Here is a 26,340-nt window from a genome sequence, read left to right as displayed (position 1 = left end):
GAGCAAAGAGGAAGAGAGGAACGAAACAACTCGGATTGAATGAAGGAGCAGGAGATGGTTTTACGAGATTGTAAAAAAGGCATGGTGCATTGGCCGGAAGGCGATAGGAATATTCCTGTGCTGGTGGAAAAAAACGGAGATGAAATTCTTCTTTACTTTAAAGGCTATAAGTTTCAGGATACCCGATTTGTATCGGAGATTGATTTTTATGATTTGCAAAAGGGCATGATTGTGACATTGGCCGAAGTGGTTATGCGAAAAAATCCGGCATTTCCGGAAAGCCCTTACCCCTGGATCGGGGTGTGTGACATCCGAGAGGTGCTTCGCATCGTACAGAGACAGAACGATGTACGAGTATCGGTAGCTATGGAACTTCCCTTTGTGAAAGAGAAGGAAAAAGACGATGAGGAGGAGTTGCACTTCTTCGGCATTATCAGAAATTTAAGTGCAGGCGGCATTTTCATGGAAACGAATGTGCCCTTGAAGGAAGACGATATTGTACGCTTTCACTACCGTTTTGACAAGATGGATAGAGAACTGAAGCTGGTGGTGGTTTGGATTAAAGCGGGTGAAAATGGAAGATACGGTTACGGTTTGCGTTTCCTTCGAATGAGCTTGGGGGAAGAATCGGAAGTCAGAAATCATGTATTCCGTTTAATATTTAAGAACAATAAAAAGATTTAGAGGAAAATAGGGATGAAAGCGAAGGAACGCGAGTTGAACAAGAAAGCGTGGAAGGATAGGAGGTTCTTCCATGTTTTTTCCGTTGCTTCAACAGCATTTCGGAAGAGATAAGAAAGGGAAAGAATCAGCATGAAAATATCACAAGCCATGATCGTGAAGAACGAAGAAAAGAATATCGTACAGGCGCTTTCCTGGGGAAAGGGAGTCGTGTCGGAGCAAATTGTGGTGGACACGGGAAGTACCGATCGAACCGTGGAGATTGCGAAGAGTATGGGAGCAAAAGTCTATTTTTTCCCCTGGGAGGATGACTTTTCCAAGGCAAGGAATTTTGCAATCAGTAAATGCAAGTATCCCTGGATTGCCATGCTGGATGCCGATGAATATTTTCCGGAAGAGGATGCGAAGAAAATCAAGTATTATATCGGCCTGATTGATGATAATCCGAAAGTACACGGCATTTTAACAGCCATTGCAAATCTCGGAGAGAACGGACAGGTGGAATCTGTAGACAATACCATCCGTCTTTTCCGGAATCGAAAGGATATTTTTTATCGCCGTGCCATTCATGAACAGCTGACTCTTGCAGGCGGAGAAGATTTTTTCTCCGCAAATTGCAACAAAGATCTTACCGTGATTCATACTGGCTATCAATCCGCTGTTTTCACGGAAAAGATTCAATCCAATCGCAATCTGAACATTTTGAAGAAAGAATTGGAGAAAAATCCGGAAGACTTTGAAATGCATATTTACACGGGAATAGAATATTCTCTTCGAAAAATGTGGAAAGAAGCTTTGGAGCATTATCGAAAAGTTTATCCGAATATGCCCAAAGATTATGAAAACTATAAGATTATCTTGTCCATGGGTATGGCGGAGCATCTGAATGCCTTACATCAGTGGAGTGTGGAAGATAAGAGCAAGATGGAGGAGCTGACCAAAGAAGCGGAAGAGCTTGTGGCGTTGGGAAGAAAAATCATTCCGGAAGATGCGGATTATCTCTATCAGCTCAGCATTATGCATTACTTAAATCATCGATACGATAAGGTGATTCCGCTTCTTCTGGAAGCGCTCAAGAAGACGGAGGATGTCGGAGAAGGCACGGTTTCGCAAAGATTTCTTGCCGGCATTATTTCCGCTTACGGGATGCTCGCGGATTCTTATATGAATACGGGGAACTATAGGGAAGCGGTACATTATGCGACGGTTGTCTTAAAAGAAAAACCGCAGGAGGTGGAGATTTTAAGGATTCTGCTCTTTACCTTCTATTTGTCCCATACCCCGTGGGAAGAGGTAAGACAATTTTTACAGCCGATGTACGGAGAAGCGATGTCCTCCGTGGAGATTCTGGCCAATAAACTGGGGTATGCTGAAGCAGCTTCTTCACAGGAATCCCGATAGAGAAAAAAGGTGATTTGAGAGGGAATGTAGGTGTATGATGAGATTACCGAGAGAATTCTTCTATGATGAAATTAGAGACGGTTTTTATATACCGGGACTGATTAAAAGAGCCTGGGGAGCGCAGCTCAGTGTTTTATCCGAAATTGACAGAATCTGTCAAAAAAATGATATTACGTATCACGTTTATGCAGGAACTTTGTTGGGGGCTGTTCGAGACGGACAGTGTATTCCCTGGGACGATGACCTGGATATTTGCATGTTGCGCGACGATTTTTTTAAGTTTGCCGAGGTGGTTAAGAAAGAGTTGCCGGAAGAGCTGACATTTAATTCCATCAGTACGAATCAGAATAATCCGGCATTGGTTGCGGCAGTGGGAACTGCGAGTATGGCCGTCGGATCGGATATCCGAAAAAAATATTATGAATTTCTTTATCCGGTATCGGTTGATATATTTGTTTTGGACGACTTGGCAAAGAATCCGGAGGATGAGAAATACAGGAAAGACATACTACGCGTGCTTTATTCCATGATGGTGTTCATTCAACAAGAGAAGGAAAATAATAACGACTTTCAAAAAAAAGTAAAAGAAATCGAGTCGTTATTGAAAATTCAATTTAATAAACATCAGTCTTTAAAGCCTCAGTTTTATCAACTCTTTGATAAGATTTGTCAGGAATTTAACGGTGAAGGTGGCAATAGGGTCAGTTATCTTGCGGATCAGTTGTATGATGAAAAAAACTGGTACTTTAAATACACCATGCAGAAAACAAAAAGAATATCTTTCTGTGGAATGCAAGTTCCGGTTCCGGAAGACTATGACACGGTTTTGATGGCAGAATATGGGGATTATCATAAAAAAGTTAAGGTTGGAGGAGACCATGGTTATCCATATTTTAAAAAAAATGAGAAAACTGTCAAAGGAACTTTCAAGGAAAAATGGATTTGGGATTACGACTTTAAAGAAAAGGATCTGGAAAGACCGGAGGTGTACAGTTTCAGAGATATTGTTTTAAAAACGGCGGAGTATTTTATTGCCTCACAAAAAAAGAGCTTTGAAGCCTTTGTTCGAGGGGATTTTTCCATGGTTCTGGCGCTCCTTTCCAAAGCACAGGAAGAGGCAATCACTTTGGGAAACACAATAGAACAGAAGAAGGGGACCGGAACAGAGTCGGTTTCCTATATTGAAGAATATTGTGAGGCCCTTTATCATGCATACCAATTGATAAGTGAATTACTGGCAATCGAAGAAAATTCGATGGAGCACTTATCCTCGGCTCTTCGCAAAGATTTGGAAAGAAAACTCAAGAAACCGGGCTATTATCTTCGGAAATTACATTCCGCTTTGGAAAAAGAGTTTAAACGGCAGGTGGTATTTTTACCGCACAGCGCCAAACATTTTGACAGCTTAAGACCGCTGATAGACAGCTTACTGAGGGCGGAAGATGTGGAATGTACGATTATTCCGATTCCTTATTTCGACCGTTTGGGTCTTGGCGAATTTTCCGAGATGCACTACGAAGGAGAAAAGTTCCCGAAGGGCTATAGCATAATGGATTACAGGAGCTATGATTTTGCGAAAGAGATTCCGGACTGCATCGTCATCAACTCTCCGTATGATGAATTTAACCATGTTTGGAGTGTGGATCCCTTCTTTTACAGTAGAGAAATGAAGAACTATACGAAAAGGCTGGTTTATGTTCCCTGGTTTATCACGGATGAGATTGATCCCGAGGATAAAGAGGATGGAAAAGCTTTCAACAATATGGAGTATTATGTGACAGTGCCCGGTGTCTTTCATGCCGATTTGACGATTGTGCAGTCGGAGCAAATGAAGAAAGCTTATCTTGAAAAGATAGCACAGTTTGCCGGGAGAGGAATCAGCAGGAAGATGAGCAAAAAAATATCCGGTGCGGGTTCCTGTCTTTTAGGAGAAAAAGAGGGACAGGGTACGATAGCACAATTTAGGCGATTTTTGTTTAAAAAATAGAAGGAAATAAAAATGAAATTACCCAGAGAATTTTTTTATGAGGAAGTACGTAACGGGTTCTATATTCCCGGGATGATAAAGAGGACATGGGGCGCCGCACTGACCATACTTTCCGAAATAGACCGGATTTGTAAAAAACATGGAATCCAATATCATATCAGCGCCGGAACCCTACTGGGAGCCGTTCGCGAAGGAGAATTCATTCCCTGGGATGATGATTTGGACATTATTATGCTTCGGGATGATTTTAATAGGTTCTGGAGTATAGCAAAGTCGGAGCTTCCGGACGAATTGATATTTAGCTTTGGAGATAAAAGTAAAGATTGTAATGGATATTTGGCTGCAGTGGGGATTCCGGAAATGAAATTCCGGTCGGAAATTCTTCGGAAATACTGTGAGTTCCCTTATCCCGCAGGAGTAGATGTCTTTGTATTGGACGATTTGGCAAAGAATCCGGAAGATGAAGAATTTAGAAAAGATGTTTTACGGATGTTATATACCATGATTGGACTTGTTGAGTCGAAAAAAGAGAAATCCCGAAGCTTTTTAAAAGAACTGGAGAAGGTAGAAGAACTTTTGGAGGTTCAGTTTGACCGGAACAGTCCCCTTGCGCCACAGCTCTATGACGTTTTTCACAGGGTTTGCCAGGAGTTTAACGGAACCGGAGACATGGTGGCCTTCTTAGCTTATCAAATGCATCATGAGAAGACAAAATTTCCCAAAGCGGCATTTCTGGGAAGTAAGCAGATTTTATTTTGTAATCGGGAATTTCCGGCTCCGATAGACTATGATACCGTTCTGAAAGTGATTTATGGAGATTATAAAAAGCCTGTAAAAGCGGGTGGAATTCACAATTATCCTTATTTCAAACAGTATGAAGAGCGGCTCAAAAAGCACTTTGGAGAAAAGTGGGTATTCAGCTATCAGTTTAAGGAAGAGGATTTAGAGCGTCCGAATGTAGAGAACTTTAGAGAGATTCTCTTCAAAACAGTGGACTCTTTCCGGGAAAGGCAGAAAAAGATTCTGGAAGCATATGAGAAGAAGAATTTTCTCTTTTTGCATACCGTTCTTCCCGCTTGTCAGGAAGAGGCGATTGCCCTGGGAAATGCCATTGAAGTGAAGAAGGGAGGGGGATGCGAATCGGTTTCTGTTTTGGAGCAATACTGTGAGTCCCTCTATCATGCTTATCAGGCCTTGGAAGAAGTATTGCACAGCGATGAAAAAGAAATTGACCGGATGCTGTCCGAATCCGGAAAGCAACTGGAAAGGATGCTAAAGAAGTTGGGATCCCATCTTAGAAAGGTACGACAGACTCTGGAAGGAGAGTTTAAGAGACAGGTTGTCTTTTTGCCGCACAGTGCCAAGCATTTTGACAGTCTTCGTCCTTTAATTGATGCTTTGCGTGCGGAAGAAGATGTGGAGTGTAAGATTATTCCTATTCCGTATTTTGACAGATTGGGAGACGGAAACTTTTCGGAAATGCACTATGAAGGAAAAGAATTTCCGGAAGGCTATGAGATTACGGATTACAGAACTTATGATTTTGCGACGGAACTTCCGGACTGCATCGTTTTGAATTCTCCCTATGATGAGGTGAATCCGGTTTGGAGTGTGGATTCCTTTTTCTATAGCAGAAAAATGAAAAACTATACGAGAAAATTGGTCTATATTCCTCCCTTTGTTACGGACGAGATTAACCCGAAGGCGGAGGAAGATGGAAAGGCCTTTGGAAATATGGAATATTATGTGACGGTTCCGGGGATTTTCCATGCCGACCTCACCATCGTGCAGTCGGAAGAGATGAAGAAAGCGTATCTTGCAAAAATTGCCCGTTTTGCAAAAGGCGGTGTCAGTAAGAAGATGCGGAAAAAAATTTCCGGAGCGGGTTCCTGCCTCTTAGGGGAAAGAGAAGGGCAGAATCTTGTGAAAGAGTTCAGACGTTTTCTGTTAAAGAAGCAGTAAAAAGATGGAAAGGAGTATTATGGAGTTTACAAGAGATTTTTTCTATGATGAAGTGCGTAGCGGCTTTTATGTTCCCGGCATCGTGAAAAGAGCATGGGGAGCAGAACTTACGATTCTTTTAGAGATAGACAGAATCTGCAAAAAGCATAATATTCCTTATTATTTAGGGTACGGAACTCTCCTTGGAGCGGTGCGGGATCAAGGATTTATTCCTTGGGACGACGATATAGACATCATGATGTTTCGAGGAGATTATTATCGTTTCACTAATCTTTTAGAGAAAGAACTTCCCAAAGAATTGGAACTGCTTTCTATTGAGAAAGATAGTGAATTCAGAGGTTTAAATGCAGTCATAAGTATGACAAGAGAGCGCTTTCAAAATGATATTTTTCAGAAATATTGCGCTTTTCCGTATTGTACATTTGTAGATATTTTTGTATTGGATGAACTTGCCTATACAGAGGAAGAGGAGTCATACAGAAGAAGTTTGTTTCGTTTGCTCCTTAAAATCATTGATATTATGAGAGAAAAGGGCGAGCAAAGTGAAGCAGTGGAGGAGGAATTAAAAGGAGCAGAAGAGCTCTTTCAAGTACGATTTGACAGGAATGTGCCTATGGAAGGGCAGATTAGACAATTTATGGAGCGGAGCTTCCAGTGCTTTAATGGAAGAGGGGGGAGTCGCATTGCAACGATGCCGATTTATATGATGCGAGGATCAGCGTACCCTGTTAAGGCTTTTGATACAACAAAATATCTTAGCTTTTGCGGGAAAGAGTTTCCGGTGCCGGGTGATTACGAGAAAATTCTTGAAATTGACTATGGTGATTATAGGAATAACGTGAAGGCGGGGGGAGAGCATGACTATCCTTTTTTTAAGACACAAGAAGAAAATGTAAAACACGAATTGGGAGAGCAGTGGATTTTTGAATATTGCTTTTCAAAAGAAGATTTGGAAAGAGAAAAAGTAGAGAGCTGCAGGGAACTTGTGCTGAAAACGGCGGATCAGTTGCTGGATGCCCAAAAGAAGCTTGTGGAGGATTATCTTTCGGAGAACACCGGCGATGTCCTGTCTTCCCTTTCAGCACGACAAGCTGAAGCCATTGCCCTAGGAGATCTTATTGAGCAGAAAAGAGGTGAGGGGACGGAGGCGGTTGCTCTTTTAGAGCAATACTGTGAAGCCTTGTTTGAAGCTTACCAAAGTCTGCACGAAAGCAAGTTGAAAGAGGAAGAACAGGATTCAGAAGTTTCCTCGGAAGAAAAGAAGGAATTGTGTGAGAAAATACAAAAACCAGCTTCTTTTCTCAAGCATCTACACAGCACACTGGAAAAAGAATGGAAACGAGAGATTGTTTTCTTAGTCCACAGTACCAAGTTTTTTGAAAGTGTCCGACCCTTGATTGACGCTTTGCAGGATGCGGGTGATGCGGATTGTAGACTTATGCCTATTCCGTACTTTGATTCAAGGGGAGATGGCAGCTTCAGTAAGATACATTATGAAGGGAAAGAATTTCCGGCAAAGTATCAAATTACGGACTATCAAAGTTATGACTTTGCAAAGGAAATTCCGGATGTCATCGTTATCAACTCTCCTTATGATGACTATAATTCTGTTTGGACAGTGGACCCTTTTTTCTATAGTAAAGAAATGAAGAAATTTACCGGAAAACTGATCTATATTCCTTGGTTTGTGACGGACGAAATCGACCCGCAGGCAGAAGAAGACGGGAAGGCTTTTTACAACATGAAGTACTATGTGACGGTTCCGGGAGTCTTTCACGCCGACCTCACCATCGTGCAGTCGGCAGCAATGAAGGAAGCCTATCTTGCAAAGATTGAAAGTTTTTACGGATCGGAAGTTCGGAAAAAGATGGAAAAGAAGATTTCCGGTGCAGGCTCCTGTCTCTTCGGTGAGAAGAAAGGACAGGGGACGAAGGAAGTTTTGGAGGAGTTCAAAAGTTTTTTGCAAAAATAGGAAAAACTTGAGGAATGAGAGATGCGAAAGAAGAAGAAAGAACAGATAGTCTCCTTATTACAGTGCTATAAGGAGGCACATTCTACGATTCGAGAGGGAATAGAGGAAGGGAGAGGCGAGGAAGCCATCTCCCTTTTGGTGCTTTGTCAGGAAGGCATGGAAAAGATAGAACGGGATACGGAACAAGAGCTTAACGGAAAGGCGGAAAGAGAAGCACTGTTTTCCTCTTACCAAGAGGCGCTTTATTCCTGCTATCTATCTCTGATTAAGACGGAAGAGAAAGAAGGAGAAGAGAACTTAGACAGTTCAGCTTTTGATTCTCAACAAGTATCGTGCGCAAAGCGTGCGATATCCCATTTAGACAGGGCGGAATCCTGTTTTTCTGAAATTGAAGAGGCAATTGCTTCCATTCCATCCAAGAGCTTACATTTGTTTCTTCCCTATAAGGCATCCATGTGGGATAGTATGGAGTCGGTGTATTTTGCGGCGTTACAGGATCCTTCCTGTGAAGCGCTGGTGATGCCGATTACATATTATGAAAAAGAGGATGGAAAATTCGGAAAGCGAATCAATGAGAGGGCGGAGTTTCCAAGTGAAATCAAAACCATAGACGAGGGATTTTCCCTGGAAGAAGCACAGCCGGATGTCATTTACATCCACAATCCCTATGATGACAAAAACATTTTGACTTCTGTCGATCCGCGCTACTATTCCTTTCGCTTAAAAGATTTTACGGACAATTTAGTTTATATTCCTTACTATACAACTATGGGAAAGGCCGGCTTCGGTTCTTTATTTATGCCGGCCTATCGCTATGTGCATCACATTGTGGTGCAAAGTGAAGAGCACAAACAGAGACTTCCGAAAGAGGTGCAGGAGAAAGCACGTATACTCGGCAGTCCGAAACTGGACAGAGCTTTAGCCTACAGTCAGAATCCGCCGGAGATGCCGGAAGACTGGAAGAGAATTGCCGGAGGAAGGAAGATTTATTATTATAATACCGTCATAGAAGAAATGTTGGGTAATCCGGAGTCCTTCCTGCAGAAGATGGAAGAAGTTTTCAGCTTGTTCAAAGAAAATCCGAAATACTGTCTTTTATGGCGTCCGCATCCTTTATTGGAAAGCAGTTTTTTGGCGGTAGACACAGCATACAGGAAGCGTTTTCTGGAACTGAAGCTAAGATATCTCACAGAGGAAATCGGAATCTATGATTCTTCCGCAGAACCGGAAAGAGCGGTTGCGCTTTCTTCCGTTTATCTGGGAGATGAGACAAGTTCTATGGCAGCCCTCTTCCTCGCAGAGGGAAAACCGCTCTTTATACTGGACAGTACGGTATCGGAAGAAAGAAGGCAGGAGGAGCGAAATCAGGGAGAAAGAAATCAGGAACAGAGGCTTACAGCATATTTTCTCAGGCTTTTCCATAGGATGAAAAGGCAATCCTTTGCTCTGTCCGGGAAAAAGGAGCCGGAGGAAGCGCTTGTTTACGAAGGAAGATTTTTATTAATGGGGCAGTTGGAAGGAGACAGACTCCGCATTCGAAAGCTTGCCTTATCGGAGTGGGGAATTCCGGAACAGGAAAGCATGTCTGTTTCAGCAAGGGAATATATGCCGGTTCCGGCAGATGAATACGGAGAGGCCTATTTTTATGAGGGCAGGTGGATTCTGACTCCGAGGGCCGGCAATCATTTTCTGATTCTGGAAAAGGGGAAAGAGCCGAGGAAGCTTCCCCTTCCCGAAGGAGGGTGTAAACCCGATGCCTTTAGCGGGAGCTATCGAGGCGGGGAATATCTCTTCTGTAAGGCGGAGAACTATTCCTTCGACGTTCGATTTTCACTTAAAACCCATGGGATTAAGGAACTGAAAGAAGGAGTTCTTCACGAGGAGGAAGATAGAGAAGCTTTTCCGGAAAAAGGAGAAGAAATAGAGCATGTAGAATTCCTGTTTCCGGCGGAGGAACTGATTTCCGGTTTTCTGCCCTGGCGGAGTTTTTCCTACGGTTTACAGGAAACTGCATTGTACAGTCTTTCGGATTATTTGGAGGAAAGACCGCTTCTCTATGCTTTTGATGAGGATGATTCCAAGAGAAAATTGGAGGAGCTTTCGGTACATGTCGGTTCTTCCGGGAAAGCAATCTATGCATTTTTTAAAGCCATGCTTAGCGGAAAGGAAGAATAGTCGATTTTGTTTTTGAAAAAGGGGATCATAAAGGAGAATGATGGAGTTAAAAAGAGAGTTTTTCTATGAGGAAGTGCAAGACGGTTTCTATATTCCTTCCATAATGAAAAGAGCCTGGGGAGCGGGGCTTACCATTCTGTCCGAAGTCGACAGGATTTGCAGAAAATACGAAATTCCGTATTATGCCGGCTATGGGACTTTACTTGGGGCTGTGCGTTCCTCCTCTTTTATTCCTTGGGATGATGATATTGATCTTATGATGTTGCGGTCTGATTTTAATCGCTTTCTTTCTGTAGCGGAAAAGGAACTTCCGGAAGAGCTTGCCCTCGATTCTTTAGAAACGAATCCGGATTTTTGGGGGATGAATCCGTGTGTTCGCTCCGCGGTACTCTGTTTTCATCCTAAACTCTTTTCCAAGTACCGGGAATTTCCCTACCATGCCTTTGTGGATATTTTTCCCCTTGATGAACTGGCCGAGGATCCGGAAGAGGAAAGACAGAGAGAAAATAAAGTACATCTGCTTTTTCAAATGATGAAAAAGGTAGAGGGGAGAGAAGGGGAGCCGGCAAAATGGGAAGAGGAGTTAAAGCAGATAGAGAAACTCTTTTCCGTACAGCTTGACCGGAGGCGCTCTATCCTTACCCAGCTAAGCGGAGTGATGGACCGGGTCTATCAGGAGTTCAATGGGCGGGGAGGAAATACACTGACTTTTATGCCTTTATATATGATGCGAAAGGACCGGTATCCGCGAGCGGTTTTTGAGAAAAGAGAATGGGCTCCTTTCTGCAATTTATCTCTACCGATTCCTAGCGGTTATGACAGACTTTTGCAGTGTACATACGGGGATTACCATAAGAAGGTGAAGGCAGGCGGAGAGCACGATTATCCTTATTTCAAAGAGAAAGAGCAGGAGCTCGCGAAGATGCTCGGAAGAGAGCGCTTCTTTAGCTATACGTTTAAGAAGGAAGACTTGGAAAGACCGAAGGTTCAAAGCTTTCGAGATTTAACTTTTCTTACGGCAGACTACCTTCTGGAGAAAAGTAAATCTTTAGCGGAGCAGATTCAAAGAGGCAATGCCTCTCCCGCACTTTCCGAGCTCCCGCTTTTGCAGGAGACAGCAATCTCTCTCGGAACAGCCATAGAGCAGAAGAAGGGGAAGGAAAAAGAATCAGTTTCTATTTTGGAAAGGTATTGCGAAGCCTTGTATGAGGCTTATCTTACTTTGCAGGAAGGACCTTCCGGAGATGCATCGGGAGAGCTTGTAGCGGAACAGCTTGCAACGGAGCAGGTTGCAGTGGAACAGATTGCAGCGGATCAGTTGATAAAAGCGGGGAACTGCCTTAAGAACTTAAAAGAGGCGCTGGAGCGCGATTGCAAGAGACAGGTCGTCTTTCTTCCGCACAGCGCAAAGCATTTTGCAAGCCTTCGCCCGCTCATCGATGCGTTACAGGAAAGGGAAGACACGGAAGTGAAGCTGATGCCGATTCCCTACTTTGACCGAATGGGAGACGGAAGTCTCTCGGAAATGCATTATGAAGGGGAGGATTTTCCGAAAGAATACCCGATTACGGATTATAGAAGTTATAATTTTGCGGCGGAACTGCCGGACTGCATCGTCATGAATTCTCCTTATGACGCCTTTAATCCGGTTTGGAGTGTGGACCCTTTTTTCTATAGTGAAAAATTAAAGCAATATACGAATAAATTGGTCTATATCCCCTGGTTTGTGACGGATGAAATTGATCCGGAGAATCCGGAAGACGGAAAGGCCTTCTACAATATGCGCTACTATGTGACTGTTCCCGGGGTGTTCCATGCGGATTACACGATTGTTCAGTCGGAAGAAATGCGAGAAGCGTATCTCGAAAAGATTTCCCGGTTTTTGGAGGGGGAAGAAGAAAACCTGGAAGGGAAAGCAGAAAACGGGGATAGTCTACAAAGAAAGGATGCCTGCCTTAAGGAAAGAAGCATAGACGAGCTGATGCAAATGATGCAGCAGAAAATTCTAGGCGCCGGTTCCTGTCTCCTTGGAGAGAAAGAGGGACAGGGGACGAAGGAAGTAGTTATGTACTTTCTGCAGCTCCTTTCTAAATGAGCAGGAAGTAAGAAAAAAGAGAAAGTGAAATACTGTAGGAAGGGGGATTATTTATGAACTTGGCAGCAGATTTCTTTTATGATGAAGTGCGTGATGGATTCTATATACCCGGGATGATGAAGAGAGCATGGGGCGCAAGTATGAAGATTCTATCTGAGATTGACAGAATCTGTAAAAAATATGACATACACTATTTTATCAGTGCGGGAACGCTGCTCGGTGCTGTCAGGGAGGGCAATTTTATTCCCTGGGATGATGATTTGGATGTCATTATGTTGAGGGATGATTTTAAAAAGTTTTCTCGGGTGGTGGAGGGGGAGATAATATCGGAGTTGACGTTTTCGTTTGGCCAAGATGGAGAGAAAGATAAAGGTTATCTAGCCGCTATTTCGATTTCGGAGATGGAGTTCCGTGCTGAAGCCTTGCGGACATTTTATGAATTTCCCTATCCTGCGATAGTCGATATTTTTATTTTGGACGATCTCGCAAAGGACGAAGAGGTAGAGTCTCGTCGTAAAGAAGTATTGAAGATGCTGACGATTATGATTGCTTCTGTTGAGCAAAACGGAGTCGGGAAAGAATGCTTCCAGAAAGAGGTTCAGCTTATTGAGGAGCTGATTCCGTTCCATTTTACGGAGGAAGAAAATTTTCTTCCGGAGCTGTACCATGCTTTTCATGCATTTTGTCAGTTGTATAACGGAAGAGGAGAAGAAGTGGCATATCTTCCCTATCAGTTGTATCATCCGAAAACGAAATTTCCAAAGAAAGCCTTTCAGGGAGAAACACAGATTGCTTTTTGCGGGTATCCGTTTCCTGCACCTGTCGATTATGATACGGTTTTAAAGGTGATTTATGGGAATTATCGAAAACGGGTAAAAGCCGGGGGAGAGCATAATTATCCCTATTTTAAAAAGTATGAAAAGCAGCTTCACGCGTTACTGAAGGAGAAGTGGTTATTCGACTATGTTTTTCAGGAGAAGGATCTTGAAAGACCGCGCGTAGAAAATTTCCGAGAAATCTGCAGGCAGTTTGCAGATTCCTTTGTTTTGGGGGAGCAGGAACTGGAGAAAGCGTTTTCGGAAAGGAAGTATGATGCAGTGCTTTCTGCGCTTCCTTCTTTGCAGGAACGTGCCGTGATACTCGGAAACGCTATAGAGGAAAGAAAGGGTGAGGGGACGGAAAGTGTTTGTCTTCTGGAAGGCTTTTGTGAATCGCTCTTTCACCTGCACTCTTCCTTAATGGCACCACAATCTTCCGCTATGGAAGAGAGTAAAATGCAGCTGGAAAGACTTAGAGCACTTCTGCAGAACTTGCATGCGGCTCTGGAAAAAGAAATTAAAAGACAGGTCATTTTTCTTCCGCACAGTGCAAAGCACTTTGCGAGCCTTCGTCCGCTCATTGATGCGTTACGGGAGAGAGAAGACACGGAAGTGAAGCTGATGCCTATTCCCTACTTTGATTGTTTGGGAGACGGAAGTCTTTCGGAGATGCATTATGAAGGGGAGAATTTCCCCAAAGAATACCCGATTACGGATTATAGAAGCTATAATTTTGCGGCGGAACTGCCGGACTGCATCGTAATGAACTCCCCCTATGATGCCTTTAATCCGGTCTGGAGTGTAGATCCATTTTTCTATAGCGAAAAGTTAAAGCAATATACGAATAAATTGGTCTATATCCCCTGGTTTGTGACGGATGAGATTGATTCGGAGAATCCGGAAGACGGAAAGTCATTCTATAATATGCGCTACTATGTGACTGTTCCCGGAATCATCCATGCGGATTACACGATTGTGCAGTCGGAAGGAATGCGAGAAGCGTATCTCGAAAAGATTTCCCGATTTTTGGAGGGGGAAGAAGACTTGGAAGAGAACGCAGGAAACGCGGATAGGATCCAAAGAAAAGAAGCTTTGTTGAATAGGAAAGACGTCTTGGAGCAGATGGAGAAGAAAATTATAGGTGCCGGTTCTTGTCTTCTTGGAGAGAAGGCGGGACAGGGGACGAAGGAAGTGGCAGAAGCATTTCGGAAGATATTGGAAGAGCTGTGATAGCTCCATCAGAAGAGTGGAAATGGTGAAAAGAGGAGGCACTACGATGCAATGGGAAAAGGATTTCTTTTATGATGAAGTACGGGACGGATTCTATATTCCCGGCATGATGAAAAGGGCATGGGGCGCAGAGCTTAATGTCTTAAAGGAAATCGATAAAATATGCAGAAAGCATCGGATTCCCTATTTCTTAGGCTCCGGAACTCTTCTTGGGGCGGTCCGGGAGGGGGGACAGTTCATTCCCTGGGATGATGATGTGGACATTGAGATGTTTCGAAAGGACTACCTGAAATTTTTAAGTGTTGCAAAAGAGGAGCTTCCGGACGAGCTCTATATTAGGGCCATAGAAGTGAATATAGAAACGGCCAGTTTTGTGCCGAAGGTGGGACTTAGAGAGGATGTGATGTCTCTTCCTACGCTTGAAAAGTACTGCTTTTTTCCCTATAAAGTGGAGATTGATATTTTCTTGTTGGATGAACTTTCCGATAAAGAAGAGGAGGAGCGATACAGGGAAGAAGTTCTAACCATGCTTTACAGTTTGAATAACAAGGTATTTGAAGGGAAAAGCAGGGAGGATGTAGAGCTACTTTTGGAAAAGCTGGAAGAGGTTCTCCAAATTCATTTTGACAGAAACCTGTCTTTGAACCTTCAAATCAAAGGCCTGATTAACCGGTTTTTCCAAGAATTCAATGGAACGATAGGGAAAAATATAGCGATTTTCCCCTACCACCATTTATTAGGGAATTGTTGTTTTCCAAGGAAAGCCTATGAAAGCACAATATTTCTTCCCTTTTGTGGAATGCGCTTTCCGGTAGCAAAAGGGTATGAAATGCGACTTTGTTCCGAGTATGGAGACTGGCATAAGAAGAGCAAGTCAGGAGAGGATCATACTTACCCGTGCTACAGAGAGTCCGAGGAGCGAGTTTCTCATATCTTACCTGCTAAGGCTTTTCCGAGATATTCGTTTCAGAAAGAGAGTATGGAACGAAACCCCGTCCGGAGCCTTAGGGAACAGTACTTGGGGATTCTTGACGGTTTTCTTTTGGAGGAGAGGAGAGGGAGTGAACTGTTCCGAAAAGGGGAATATTACTCATATCAATCCCTTCTTGCAACGTTACAAGAAACGGCTATTGCTTTCGGGGAACTGCTCGAGGAAAAGATAGGAAAGGATGCGGAATCCATTTCTTTATTGGAATCCTATTGTGAAATGCTGTACCAAAAATATCAGAGTGTATCATCTCCGGAAGAAAAGAAGGAAGAGATGCAGGAGGAAGGGACCGTTTCTCTTCTCAAGGCATTAAAAGATAGAGTCAAGAAAGAGCTGAAAGTACAGGCGGTCTTTCTTCTTCATAGGGCAAAAGACTTTGCCTGTCTTCGCCCGTTGGTCGATGCACTGCGGAAGGAAAATGTGGCTTGTAAGATTATCCCGATTCCCTATTATGATAAAGCAGTAAATGGAGCATTCACGGAAATGCATTATGAAGGCGGGGAATTCCCAAAGGAATACGCCATTACGGATTATAAAAGCTATGATTTTGAGAAGGAACTTCCGGACTGCATCGTGATGAATTCTCCCTATGACGAATATAATCCCGTTTTTTCCATAGAGCCTGCATTTTACAGCAGAAATCTGAAACGATTTACGGGAAAATTGATTTATATACCCTGGTTTGTGACGGATGAAATTGATCCGGAGAATCCGGAAGACAGGAAAGCCTTCTACAATATGCAGTACTATGTGACCGTTCCCGGGGTATTTCATGCGGATTACACCATAGTGCAGTCGGAAGCAATGAAAAAGGCGTATCTCGTAAAAATTCTTCAATTTTTGGAGGAAGAAAGGCTGCAGAAGAATAGAAAAGCAGAGGAAAATGCATTTGGAAAAATGAATGCAGATGAAGTTTTAGTAGAAATGTGTAAGAAGATTCTCGGTGCAGGATCCTGCCTCCTTGGAGAGAAAGAGGGGCAGGGAGCGAAGGAAGTGGTAGAAGTATTGAAACAGATTCTATTTGAAAAGGAATAGAGAGGGAATAGTTTATGAACTTGGCAGCAGATTTTTTTTATGATGAAGTGCGGGACGGATTCTATATCCCCGGCATGATGAAGAGAGCATGGGGTGCAGAGTATAGAGTTTTAACCGAGATTGATCGAATCTGTAAAAAATATGCCATAACGTATCATATCAGTGCCGGAACTTTGCTAGGCGCTGTGCGGGAAGGAAACTTTATTCCCTGGGATGATGATATCGATATCATTATGCTGAGGGATTCCTTTTCGAGGTTTCAAGAGGTGGTTAGTAAGGAACTTCCTTCGGAAATGACCTTTTTTTATGGAGATCAGGAGGCGGATTATAGCGACTTTCTTCCTGTAGTGGGTGTAGGAGAGATGCGGTTTCGAGAGAAAGTACTGGAGGAATTTTGTGAATTCCCGTATCCGGTTGGAGTCGATGTTTTTGTACTGGATGACCTTGCAAAAGACCCCGAGAAAGAAGCGCAGCGGAAAGAAAAGTTGGATGCTTTATTTGATTTGATTGATAGAGTGGAGAAAGGAAAAGAGAGTGAGGAAGCGCTACAGAAGGGCTTAGCTTCCATTGAGGAACTACTGCATAAAAAATTGAATACGAGCGGAAAGCTTCTTCCGGAACTATACCGTGTTTTTCACGAAATTTGTCAAGAGTTTAATGGAGAAGGAGAAGAAGTGGCATATCTTCCCTTTCAGCTGTATCATCCGAATACCTGCTTTCCGAAGAAGGCTTTTCTGGGAACAAAGGAGCTGCCTTTTTGTGGAACTTCTTTTCCTGTACCTGAAGAATATGATACGGTGTTAAGAGTGATTTATGGAGAGTACCGGGTTCCCGCGAAGGCCGGCGGAGAGCATAACTATCCTTATTTTAAGAAGTACGAGGAAAGACTTCGAAAAGATTTACAGGATAAGTGGTTCTTTGACTATACTTTTCAGGAGAAAGATCTGGAAAGACCGCGCGTAGAGAACTTCCGGGATATTGCCATGCAGTTTCTGGATTCCTTTGTGCTTAAGGAAGAGGAACTCGAGAAAGTGTTTTCTGAAAGGAAATATGAGGCAGTTCTTTCCGCGCTTCCGTTTCTCCAGGAGCGTGCCGTAATGCTCGGAAACGCTATAGAGGAAAGGAAGGGTGAGGGGACGGAAAGTGTCCACCTCTTGGAAAGCTTCTGTGAAGCACTCTTTCAACTGCACTCTTCCTTAACGGAAGTGCTTGCCTATTGGGACACCTCGGAAGAAAAAGAGAACGAGCTGGAAGAGAAGATAGAACAATCGGAAAAGAATCTAAAGCAATCTACCATTGTAGAAAATAGTAAAGAACAGTTGGAAGGACTTAGAGCGCTTCTACAGAACTTGCGTGCGACTCTGGAAAAAGAAATGCGAAGACAGGTTGTTTTTCTTCCGCACAGTGCAAAGCATTTTGCAAGTATTCGTCCACTCATCGATGCTTTGCGGGAGCGAGAAGATATGGAAGTGAAGCTGATGCCAATTCCTTACTTTGACCGAATGGGAGACGGAAGTCTTTCGGAGATGCATTATGAAGGGGAGAATTTTCCGAAAGAATACCCGATTACAGATTATAGAAGCTATAATTTTTTGGCGGAACTGCCGGACTGCATTGTCATGAATTCTCCTTATGATGCCTTTAATCCGGTTTGGAGTGTGGATCCTTTTTTCTATAGTGAAAAATTAAAGCAATATACGAATAAATTAGTCTACATTCCCTGGTTTGTGACGGACGAAATTGACCCTCAAGCAGAAGAAGACGGAAAAGCCTTCTACAATATGCGTTACTATGTGACCGTTCCCGGGATATTCCATGCTGATTACACCATAGTGCAGTCGGAAGGAATGCGAGCAGCTTATCTCGAAAAGATTTCTCGATTTTTGGAAAAGGAGATGGAGCAAAAAGAGGAGCATCCTGCCTCGAAAGAAGCCTGTCTTAAGGAAAAAAGCACAGAGGAGCTGATGCAAATGATGCAACAGAAGATTTTCGGCGCAGGCTCCTGTCTTCTTGGAGAGAAAGAGGGGCAGGGAACGAAGGAAGTGGTAGAATCATTGAAACAGATTCTTTTTGAAAAGAAATAGAGTGGTAGTTTCATTTTGCAGCCGGATTTTTCGGGTAAAATTTGTATAGAGAAAGCCCCGTAGGGGGAGAAAAATGAGGACGGAACGATATGCGAAAGAGAAAAAAAGAGCAGCTTCTCTCGTTATTACAGTCTTATGAGGAAGCACATTCTACACTGCGAAGCTTTATTACAGAGGGAAGAGAAAAAGAAGCGACCTCTCTTCTTGTGCTGTGCCAGGAGGGAATGGAGAAAATAGAAGGGGAAGTGCGGGCGAATTTGGCAGAGGCCGATGGGCTTACGGCTCTTTTTTTACAGTATCAGGAAGCTCTCTTTCGTACTTATCAGGCGCTCTCGATAGCGGAATCGGGAATGGATTTTTTGCAAAAGGCGGAATCCGTCTATTTTCAGATCAGGGATGGGATAGAGAAGACAGCAGTCCACAGTCTGATTCTATTCTTACCCTATAAAGCTTCCATGTGGGACAGCATGGAGTCTATTTATCTTGCGGCAAGAAAGGATCCATCCTGCGAAGCGCTGGTTATGCCGATTAGCTATTTTGAAAGAGCGGAAGAAGGAAGTTTCGGCGAAGCGCAGAATGAGAGGGAGAAATTTCCGGCACATATTCCGCTTATCACGGAAGACTTTTCGATAGAGGAGGAACAACCGGACCTGATCTATATCCACAATCCCTATGATGACGCAAATTTAGTCACTTCCGTACACCCGCGCTACTACTCTTTCAATTTAAAGAAGTATACCGAAAATCTGGTTTATGTCCCTTATTTTACAACGACGACTGCGTCGAACCTGTGGAGAAATTTCCTTCCGGCCTTTCCTTATGTGGATTACATTGTTGGACAAAATGAGGTACATAAAAACTGCCTTCCCTCTGAAGTAACGGGAAAATGCGTAGTGCTTGGCAATCCGAAGTTTGATGCGGCAGCAGGGCTTAAAACGAAGAAAATAGAGCTTCCGCCTGCGTGGCAGGAAATTGCGAAAGGAAGAAGCTTATACTATTACAATACGAGTTTGATCTGTATGCTGGAGAATCCCGACGGATTTCTGCGTAAGATGGAAGAACTTTTTCGGCTTTTTAAAGACCATCCTAAATATTGTCTTTTGTGGCGTCCTCATCCACTACTGGAGAATACTTTCCTGACTATGAAGAGGGAATTTTTGCCTCGTTTTCAACAGTTAAAGGAGAAGTTTATTACGGAAAAAATAGGAATTTACGATGATTCGGCGGAACTGGATAGGGCGATAGCCTTGTCCGCCCTCTATATTGGCGATTGGGGAACTTCAATCACCTCTCTTTTTAATGTTGCGGAGAAACCGCTAGTGATGCTGGATTATGCCCTTTCTTCAGAAAATAAGGAGCGGAATGAAAAGTTGTGGCCGCTTTTGCAATATTTCCTGCTTCGTTTTGCCGGAATACATCCTCAGGAGGGAGAAGAAGCTCTGGTATTTGAAGGGAGATTCCTACTAAAAGGCAAGATAGAGGGGAAGACTCTTTTTCTGGATAAGCTGGATTTAGCCGACTGGGGACTCCTGTCAGAAGAAGAGAAAATCCCCGGAGATGAGTACAGAGAAGCCTACTTTGAGCATGGTCGCTGGATACTTTGTCCCAGGGCCGGGGGACATTTTCTTGTGCTCGAGAAGGGAAAAGCTCCTCAAAAAGTGGAACTGGAACATATCTTTATTGAGCCGGATGCATTTTATGAGAGCTATCGGGAAGGGGAGTATATATTCTGCAAAGCGGAAAACTATCCCTGTGATATTCGGTTTTCTTTAAAAACCTTGCGTGTTCTCGAAGAGACGGGACAGAAAGAGGGAAAGCTTATTTATCATATTCCGGAAGAAGAACTGAAGAAGTGGAAGGTAGAGTGCAATTTTAAGGAGGAAGAACTGATTTCCGGATTTCTGCCATGGAGGCATTTTTCCTATGGATTGCAGGAAAATGTAGCTTACAATTTGCAGGATTTTCTTTCGGATAAACCGCTTCCCCGTCCCTTTGACAAGGCATTTTCCCATAGTAAGATAAAGGAGATTGCGGTAAATATCGGCACTGCCGGAGAGAAGATTCATGCCTATTTTCAGCGTATAGCGCTTCAGGATGAAAAAAATAGGGAAATAGAGGAATAGGAGAGCATAGTATGAAAGCACTGATTTTAAATTCCGGGAAGGGAAGTCGAATGGGAGATTTAACGAAGAATCATCCCAAGTGTATGACGGAAATTGCCAGCATGGAGACTATACTGAGCCGACAGCTTCGGCAGATTGAGGACTATGGAATAAAAGAGGTCGTGATTACGACAGGCCCCTTTGAGGACAAGCTGATTCACTATGTGGAGAGCCTTGGCCTTGATTTGGAATACAGTTTTGTGCGGAATCCTCTTTTTGCGGAAACAAATTATATCTATTCCATTTACTTGGCTCGGGAAGTCCTGAAAGATACGGACCTGCTCTTAATGCACGGAGATCTCGTTGTGGAAAATGATGTTTTCTTCGATTTCATGGAGCAAGAAGGCTCCCTTATGGCAGGGAGTACAACAAAGGAGCTTCCGGAGAAGGACTTTAAGGCGGAAGTCTTGGACGGAAAAATTACGAGGGTGGGCGTTTCCTTTTTTGAGCATGCCTTCAGTGCACAGCCGCTCTATAAGCTTAAGAAGGAGGACTGGGGACTTTGGCTCTCCGCAATCTGCGCATTTTGTGAGAGAGAGGATGAGGGAGAAACGAATTGGAAGAAGCTGTATGCGGAAGAAGCTTTAAATACCGTGCTTTCTCAGTTTTCGCTTCGCCTTTATGATGCGGAAGAGAAGCTTTGCCAGGAGGTGGACAATCCAGAGGATTTGACAGTGGTTTCCCTCCTGCTTCGTGCCATTAAAAAGAAGACGGTTTATCTCAGCTTTTCAACGGATATCTTGCATAACGGTCATTTCACCCTGATAAAAAAGGCGAAGAGACTGGGAAGACTGATAGTGGGAGTCCTGAGTGATGAGGTGGTATCCTCCTACAAGCGTTTTCCCCTGCTGCCTTTCTCGGAGAGGAAGGCCATGTTTGAAAATATTGCCGGAGTGGAAAGAGTGGTCGAGCAAAACAGTCTTTCCTACCGGGAAAACTTGGAAAAATATAAACCGGATTTTGTGGTGCATGGAGACGACTGGCAAAGCGGATTTCAGAAGCCGATTCGGGAAGAAGTTTGTAGCATTTTGGCAGGCTATGGCGGGAAACTTGTAGAACTGCCGTATAACAATAATGAAAAATATCGGGACCTGGAAAAGCGGACCCGCGCGGATTTGGCAATGCCGGATTTTAGAAGAGGGCGATTAAGAAAGGAATTGAAGGTAAAAGGCTTTGTCAATGCGATGGAAGCCCATGACGGCTTAACCGGGCTGATTGTGGAGAACACCAAGGTCTATAAGGATGGCGGGGCTCATCAGTTCGATGCGATGTGGATCAGTTCTCTTTGCGATTCTACGGCAAAAGGAAAACCGGATATAGAGCTTGTGGATATGAGCTCCCGTTTCAGAACCATTGAAGACATTACCGAGGTTACAACCAAACCCATTATCTTTGACGGAGATACGGGCGGTATCAAAGAGCATTTTGTCTACACGGTACGCAGCTTGGAGCGTCTCGGTGTTTCCATGGTCATTATCGAGGATAAGACGGGACTGAAGAAAAATTCCCTCTTCGGAACCGAAGTGGAGCAGACTCAGGACAGCATAGAGAGTTTTTCCGAAAAGATTCGTGCCGGAAAGAAGGCACAACGGACAAAAGAATTTATGATTTGTGCGAGAATCGAGAGCCTGATTCTGGAAAGAGGAATGGAGGACGCTTTGGAAAGAGCCTTTGCCTTTGTAAAGGCAGGCGCGGATGCCATTATGATTCACAGCAGGAAGAAGAGTCCGGAGGAAATCTTTACCTTTGTGGAGCGTTTCCGAAAAGAGGATTCGGAAACCTATATTGTGGTAGTCCCGACCAGCTTTAACAGTGTAAAAGAAGAGGAGTTTAAGAAAAGGGGCGTGAATGTCGTGATTTATGCCAACCAACTTATGCGTGCCACCGTACCGGCCATTCAGAATGCCGCGGAGACCATTCTTCAAAATGAGAGAGCGGAAGAATGTGACAGTTTTCTCATGCCCTTTAAAGAGATTATCCGCTTGATTCCGGAAGAGGACTAAAAAGAAATCGGGATGATTTTTGCTTTTGAAGATTTTTTGTGGTAAATCGGAAAAAAACATATTTTCCCTTCCGATACTTTGCAGTAGAATATAGCGGAAATTTTATCTTTATGATCGATTGAAACGGCAAAGAAGATTTACAATCCAAGCTTTAAAAGATAAAACGTAGGAGAGTAGGGGTAGATATGAGAAAGGATGTCATTGAGGCACAAATAGTCCTCGGAAAAGGGAATGTTAAAAGAGAACTGGGGGATTTTATTCGCAGAAATGCCTGGAAAAAGATTTTCCTTGTAGCGGGAAAATCCTTCTCCGGTCTGGCTATAGGAAAAGAATTTGCGGAGTTGGAACAGGAGCTGTCCCTCACCGTGGAGCGCTTTTCCGCCTTTTCGGTCAATCCCGAGTTCTCGGAGGCGGTAGCGGGCAGTAAAGTCTTTCGGAGTTTTTCGCCCGATGTGATTTTTGCGGTGGGAGGCGGCTCCGCGATGGATACGGCAAAGGCGATAAAGCTTTTTTCTTCCTTGGAGGAAGAGGAGCTTCTTCTAAAACCCTGGAAGGATAACGGCATTCCTTTGCTCGCAATTCCGACTACGGCGGGAACCGGATCGGAATGTACCCCCTTTTCCGTTTTGTACAAGGGCGGGGAGAAGCTTTCGATAGAGGACGAAAGCATATACCCTCTGATTCGCGTAGAAGATGCAAGGAGCCTGGAATTCTTACCGCTTTATCAGAAGAAGGTAACCTTACTGGATGCCCTAAGTCATGCCATGGAATCGATTTGGTCCAGGGCGAGTGAGGGAGACAACCTCTATTACGGGAAGGAAGCGATAGATGGGATTCTTCGTCATGCCGATGCTTATCTGGAAAATGATCCTCGGTCATGGAATCCGATTTCCGATGCGGCAACGCTTGCAGGAAAGGCGATTGCCATTACGAAAACGACGGGAGGGCATGCACTTTCTTATAAACTGGGAAGTCTGTTTTCGCTTCCGCACGGCTTGGCTACAGCAATAGTAAATAAGGAACTCTATCCCTTGCTCACGGAAAACGAAGAGAGAGTTCATGACCCGGAGAAGCTTGTTTACCTGGCTCATTGCTTTGGGGTAAAGACCGCACAAGAAGGGGCAAAGCGTTACAAGGCTTTTTTAGAGAAGGTGGATGTTCTGCCGAAGGAGAAGAGTTTTTATGAAGAGCGCTTGCGGGAGAAGTCTCCGGATGTGCAGTCTTTGGAAGAGGCGGTGGAGATTCTTGCCAAGTCCGTCAATTTGGAGCGGCTGCAGAATCACCCCATGAGTCTTTCAGAGGAGGAATTAAAACAGATTTACAGGCGAATTCTTATGTTGGAAGGATAGAAGAAAAGAAGGATGAAAGTAGAAGAGTTTTTGGAACGGATTCCGTCGGATTTTTTCACCGGTGTACCGGATTCCCAATTAAAGGCACTCTGCGACAGTCTGATGGAGCGCTACGGGATTTCCGAGCGGCATATTATTGCGGCAAATGAAGGGAATGCCGTGGGGCTTGCAGCAGGACATTTTCTGGCGACAAAAGAGGTGCCCACCGTATATATGCAAAACAGCGGGCAGGGAAATGCCATGAATCCTCTGGCTTCTCTTTGCGCTAAATCCGTGTATGCGATTCCCATGCTTCTCATCATCGGCTATCGCGGAGAACCGGGGGTAAAGGATGAGCCGCAACATGTTTTTCAAGGGGAGATTACCCTGTCCTTTTTGGATTTGATGCGGATTCCCTACTTTGTTTTGGAGAAAGAGAGCACAAAGGAAGAGCTGGAGGAGGCCTGCAAGCGGTTTGAAGACGTTTTTGAGGAAGGAAGGCAGGCGGCTATTGTAGTTAAGAAGGGAGCTCTTACGAAGGAGGAGTCTTATTCCTATAGGAACTCCTATTCTTTCTGCAGAGAGGATGCGATTCGCTGTGTTCTTCGTTACAGCGGACAGAATCCGATTGTTTCCACAACGGGAAAGATCAGCCGGGAAGTCTATGAAATCAGAGATGCCGAAGGAGAAGGGCACGGATTGGATTTCCTGACGGTGGGTTCTATGGGGCATGCCAGTTCGATTGCACTTGGGATTGCTTTAGAAAAGAAGGATAAGCGAATCTTCTGTTTGGACGGAGACGGTGCGGCACTCATGCATATGGGAGCCATGGCGACCATCGGTTCCGTAAGTCCGAAGAATTTTGTCCATATCCTCTTTAATAATGAAGCACATGAGACGGTAGGAGGGCAGCCCACCGTATCGAAGACAGTCCATTATCGAGAGCTTGCGAAAGCGGTAGGCTATCGGAAGGTTTATCTGGCAAAGGAGAAGGCCGCTTTGGAAAATGCCCTTTCCGAGAGCGGAAAGGAGACCGGCCCGATTTTTATTGAGGTCGCTTGCTCCGTCTTTTCCAGGGAGGACCTCGGAAGACCGAAGACCACCGCGATTGAGAATAAAGAAGCCTTTATGGAAGAACTGTAAAAAATACTTTGTATCTTGTAAAACTACTTTGTATCTAATTAAACTACTTTATACCTGATTATATAGCTGTAAAGATAGGGAAATTGCCGTGTGCAACGCCCTATTTTTACAGCTAAAATTATTTTTTAAAAGTAATTTGAAAATTACTTATATAATTTAATTCCTTGGCGATAATATACACTGAGAGAAGCTTTTATAAAGAGGTAAAAAAGAAAAAACTTAAAATTTAATTTTTCTGTTGACATCTCTTTAATATATGCTATAATCCAAATTGTAAGTGAATTGGATAACTTACCGGACGGAGAAGCCGCTGAGTACTCACCACTTACCAACAGATTCTGACCGGATCTGTTTGAGCAAAATCGGGGAAACCCGATGACGCAAAGCTATAGGGCCTGTAACATGGCAGCCAGTTGCGATCTTCCCTGTAAGAAGATGTATAACAATCTATACAAGCTTTTTCATATGAAGATTCGGTTAGCTGGCAACTAGAAAGGGAATTCTAGCTGTCGGTTTTTTATTACTCGAAAAGAAAGTGTAGAGTATTTCTTTTCATCATATGGTGTCACCGTACTAACGGTAGGACATCGGCAAACCCGGGGAAATCCGGCGACGCAAAGCTATAGGGACTGTAAAATGTCAGCCAGCTGCAATCATGAATCCCCTGACCAGGGTGAAATGATTCTGCTCCTGACTCCCTCGTAAGAAGGAGTTATGTATGAAAAAGGTAGTAAAATTAGTTTTACTTACAGCATTATTTGCCACATTTTTTGCAATGACAGCATTCGCTGCAAAAGGTGATGCTCAGGCAGCTTTCAACAAAGTGAATGAAATCAGAGTTGCTAACGGCTTAAACCCACTCACTTGGAACTACCAGGTTGAGAACGCTGCTAAAGTAAGAGCAAATGAAATCGTAAGCAGTTTTTCCCACACAAGACCGGACGGAAGACCTTGGTATACTGCTGATGATAAGGTTCTCTATGGAGAGAATCTTGCACAGTATTATGACAGTTCTGAAGAAGTTGTTCAGGCTTGGATGAATTCTCCATCTCACAGAGCCAACATCTTAAAGCCGGATTTCAAAAGTGGTGCAATCTTTACTGTTGAAGTAGACGGAGAAGTTTACTGGGCAGAGGAGTTTGGAATCTAATAAAAACTATAAAATTTCGTTTGAAGAATATGCAATAAGAAAACGTGAACCTTAAGAAAGAAATGAAAGGGCTGCCGACATATCATCGGTAGTCCTTTCATTCGTTTGAAAACAAAAAGTTCTTTT

15 protein-coding genes and 2 riboswitches are annotated in these 26,340 nt (G+C 43.7%); all 15 genes read left to right on the top strand.

Annotated features, from left to right (window positions below; translation table 11 throughout):
• Positions 1-54 precede the first annotated feature (54 nt).
• The 15 genes from HMPREF9624_RS08445 (at position 55) to HMPREF9624_RS08375 (ending at position 26,214) form a co-directional block, all read left to right on the top strand.
• Entirely contained in the window at positions 55-684 is a 630-nt protein-coding gene (locus HMPREF9624_RS08445; RefSeq protein WP_009428421.1) for a PilZ domain-containing protein, read from the top strand.
• A gap of 129 nt (positions 685-813) precedes the next feature.
• A complete protein-coding gene (locus HMPREF9624_RS08440) occupies positions 814-2,082 on the top strand; it encodes a tetratricopeptide repeat-containing glycosyltransferase family 2 protein (protein WP_009537392.1) in 1,269 nt (422 codons plus the stop codon).
• Positions 2,083-2,119: 37 nt separating this feature from the next.
• Positions 2,120-4,069 carry a LicD family protein gene (locus HMPREF9624_RS08435; protein ID WP_036595135.1) on the top strand — a complete coding sequence of 650 codons (1,950 nt, stop codon included), beginning with the start codon at positions 2,120-2,122 and terminating at the stop codon, positions 4,067-4,069.
• A 12-nt stretch (positions 4,070-4,081) separates the two neighbouring features.
• Positions 4,082-6,031 (top strand): LicD family protein, encoded by a 1,950-nt coding sequence (locus HMPREF9624_RS08430; protein WP_009537390.1) that lies wholly within the window; start codon positions 4,082-4,084, stop codon positions 6,029-6,031.
• Between the two features lie 19 nt (positions 6,032-6,050).
• A complete protein-coding gene (locus HMPREF9624_RS08425; RefSeq protein ID WP_009537389.1) occupies positions 6,051-8,003 on the top strand; it encodes a LicD family protein in 1,953 nt (650 codons plus the stop codon).
• 21 nt (positions 8,004-8,024) lie between these two features.
• On the top strand, positions 8,025-10,178 hold the full coding sequence (locus tag HMPREF9624_RS08420; protein WP_009537388.1) for a hypothetical protein: 2,154 nt from the start codon (positions 8,025-8,027) through the stop codon (positions 10,176-10,178).
• A 40-nt stretch (positions 10,179-10,218) separates the two neighbouring features.
• Entirely contained in the window at positions 10,219-12,273 is a 2,055-nt protein-coding gene (locus HMPREF9624_RS08415; protein ID WP_009537387.1) for a LicD family protein, read from the top strand.
• Positions 12,274-12,326: 53 nt separating this feature from the next.
• Positions 12,327-14,321 carry a LicD family protein gene (locus tag HMPREF9624_RS08410; RefSeq protein ID WP_009537386.1) on the top strand — a complete coding sequence of 665 codons (1,995 nt, stop codon included), beginning with the start codon at positions 12,327-12,329 and terminating at the stop codon, positions 14,319-14,321.
• A gap of 22 nt (positions 14,322-14,343) precedes the next feature.
• Positions 14,344-16,344: a LicD family protein gene (locus tag HMPREF9624_RS08405; protein WP_242822638.1), complete on the top strand. Its 2,001-nt coding sequence runs from the start codon at positions 14,344-14,346 to the stop codon at positions 16,342-16,344.
• 14 nt (positions 16,345-16,358) lie between these two features.
• Positions 16,359-18,428, top strand: a complete 2,070-nt coding sequence (locus HMPREF9624_RS08400) for a LicD family protein (protein WP_009537384.1) — start codon at positions 16,359-16,361, stop codon at positions 18,426-18,428.
• Positions 18,429-18,517: 89 nt separating this feature from the next.
• Complete coding sequence (locus HMPREF9624_RS08395; RefSeq protein ID WP_009537383.1) at positions 18,518-20,551, top strand: hypothetical protein; 2,034 nt, start codon at positions 18,518-18,520, stop codon at positions 20,549-20,551.
• Positions 20,552-20,562: 11 nt separating this feature from the next.
• Complete coding sequence (gene aepX, locus HMPREF9624_RS08390; protein ID WP_009537382.1) at positions 20,563-22,593, top strand: phosphoenolpyruvate mutase; 2,031 nt, start codon at positions 20,563-20,565, stop codon at positions 22,591-22,593.
• Between the two features lie 185 nt (positions 22,594-22,778).
• Positions 22,779-23,942: a phosphonoacetaldehyde reductase gene (locus tag HMPREF9624_RS08385; protein WP_009537381.1), complete on the top strand. Its 1,164-nt coding sequence runs from the start codon at positions 22,779-22,781 to the stop codon at positions 23,940-23,942.
• A gap of 12 nt (positions 23,943-23,954) precedes the next feature.
• Positions 23,955-25,064: a phosphonopyruvate decarboxylase gene (gene aepY / locus HMPREF9624_RS08380; protein WP_009537380.1), complete on the top strand. Its 1,110-nt coding sequence runs from the start codon at positions 23,955-23,957 to the stop codon at positions 25,062-25,064.
• 345 nt (positions 25,065-25,409) lie between these two features.
• Positions 25,410-25,485, top strand: a riboswitch (cyclic di-GMP riboswitch).
• A gap of 158 nt (positions 25,486-25,643) precedes the next feature.
• Positions 25,644-25,719, top strand: a riboswitch (cyclic di-GMP riboswitch).
• A 63-nt stretch (positions 25,720-25,782) separates the two neighbouring features.
• The gene (locus HMPREF9624_RS08375) at positions 25,783-26,214 is read left to right on the top strand and encodes a CAP domain-containing protein (RefSeq protein WP_009537379.1); all 432 of its coding nucleotides are present in this window, start codon (positions 25,783-25,785) and stop codon (positions 26,212-26,214) included.
• The last annotated feature ends 126 nt before the right edge of the window (positions 26,215-26,340 follow it).

Origin of the sequence: Oribacterium asaccharolyticum ACB7, from assembly GCF_000238075.1 — a bacterium.
In the GTDB taxonomy this organism is placed as follows: domain Bacteria; phylum Bacillota; class Clostridia; order Lachnospirales; family Lachnospiraceae; genus Oribacterium; species Oribacterium asaccharolyticum.
This window is presented reverse-complemented; position numbering and strand designations above follow the sequence as displayed.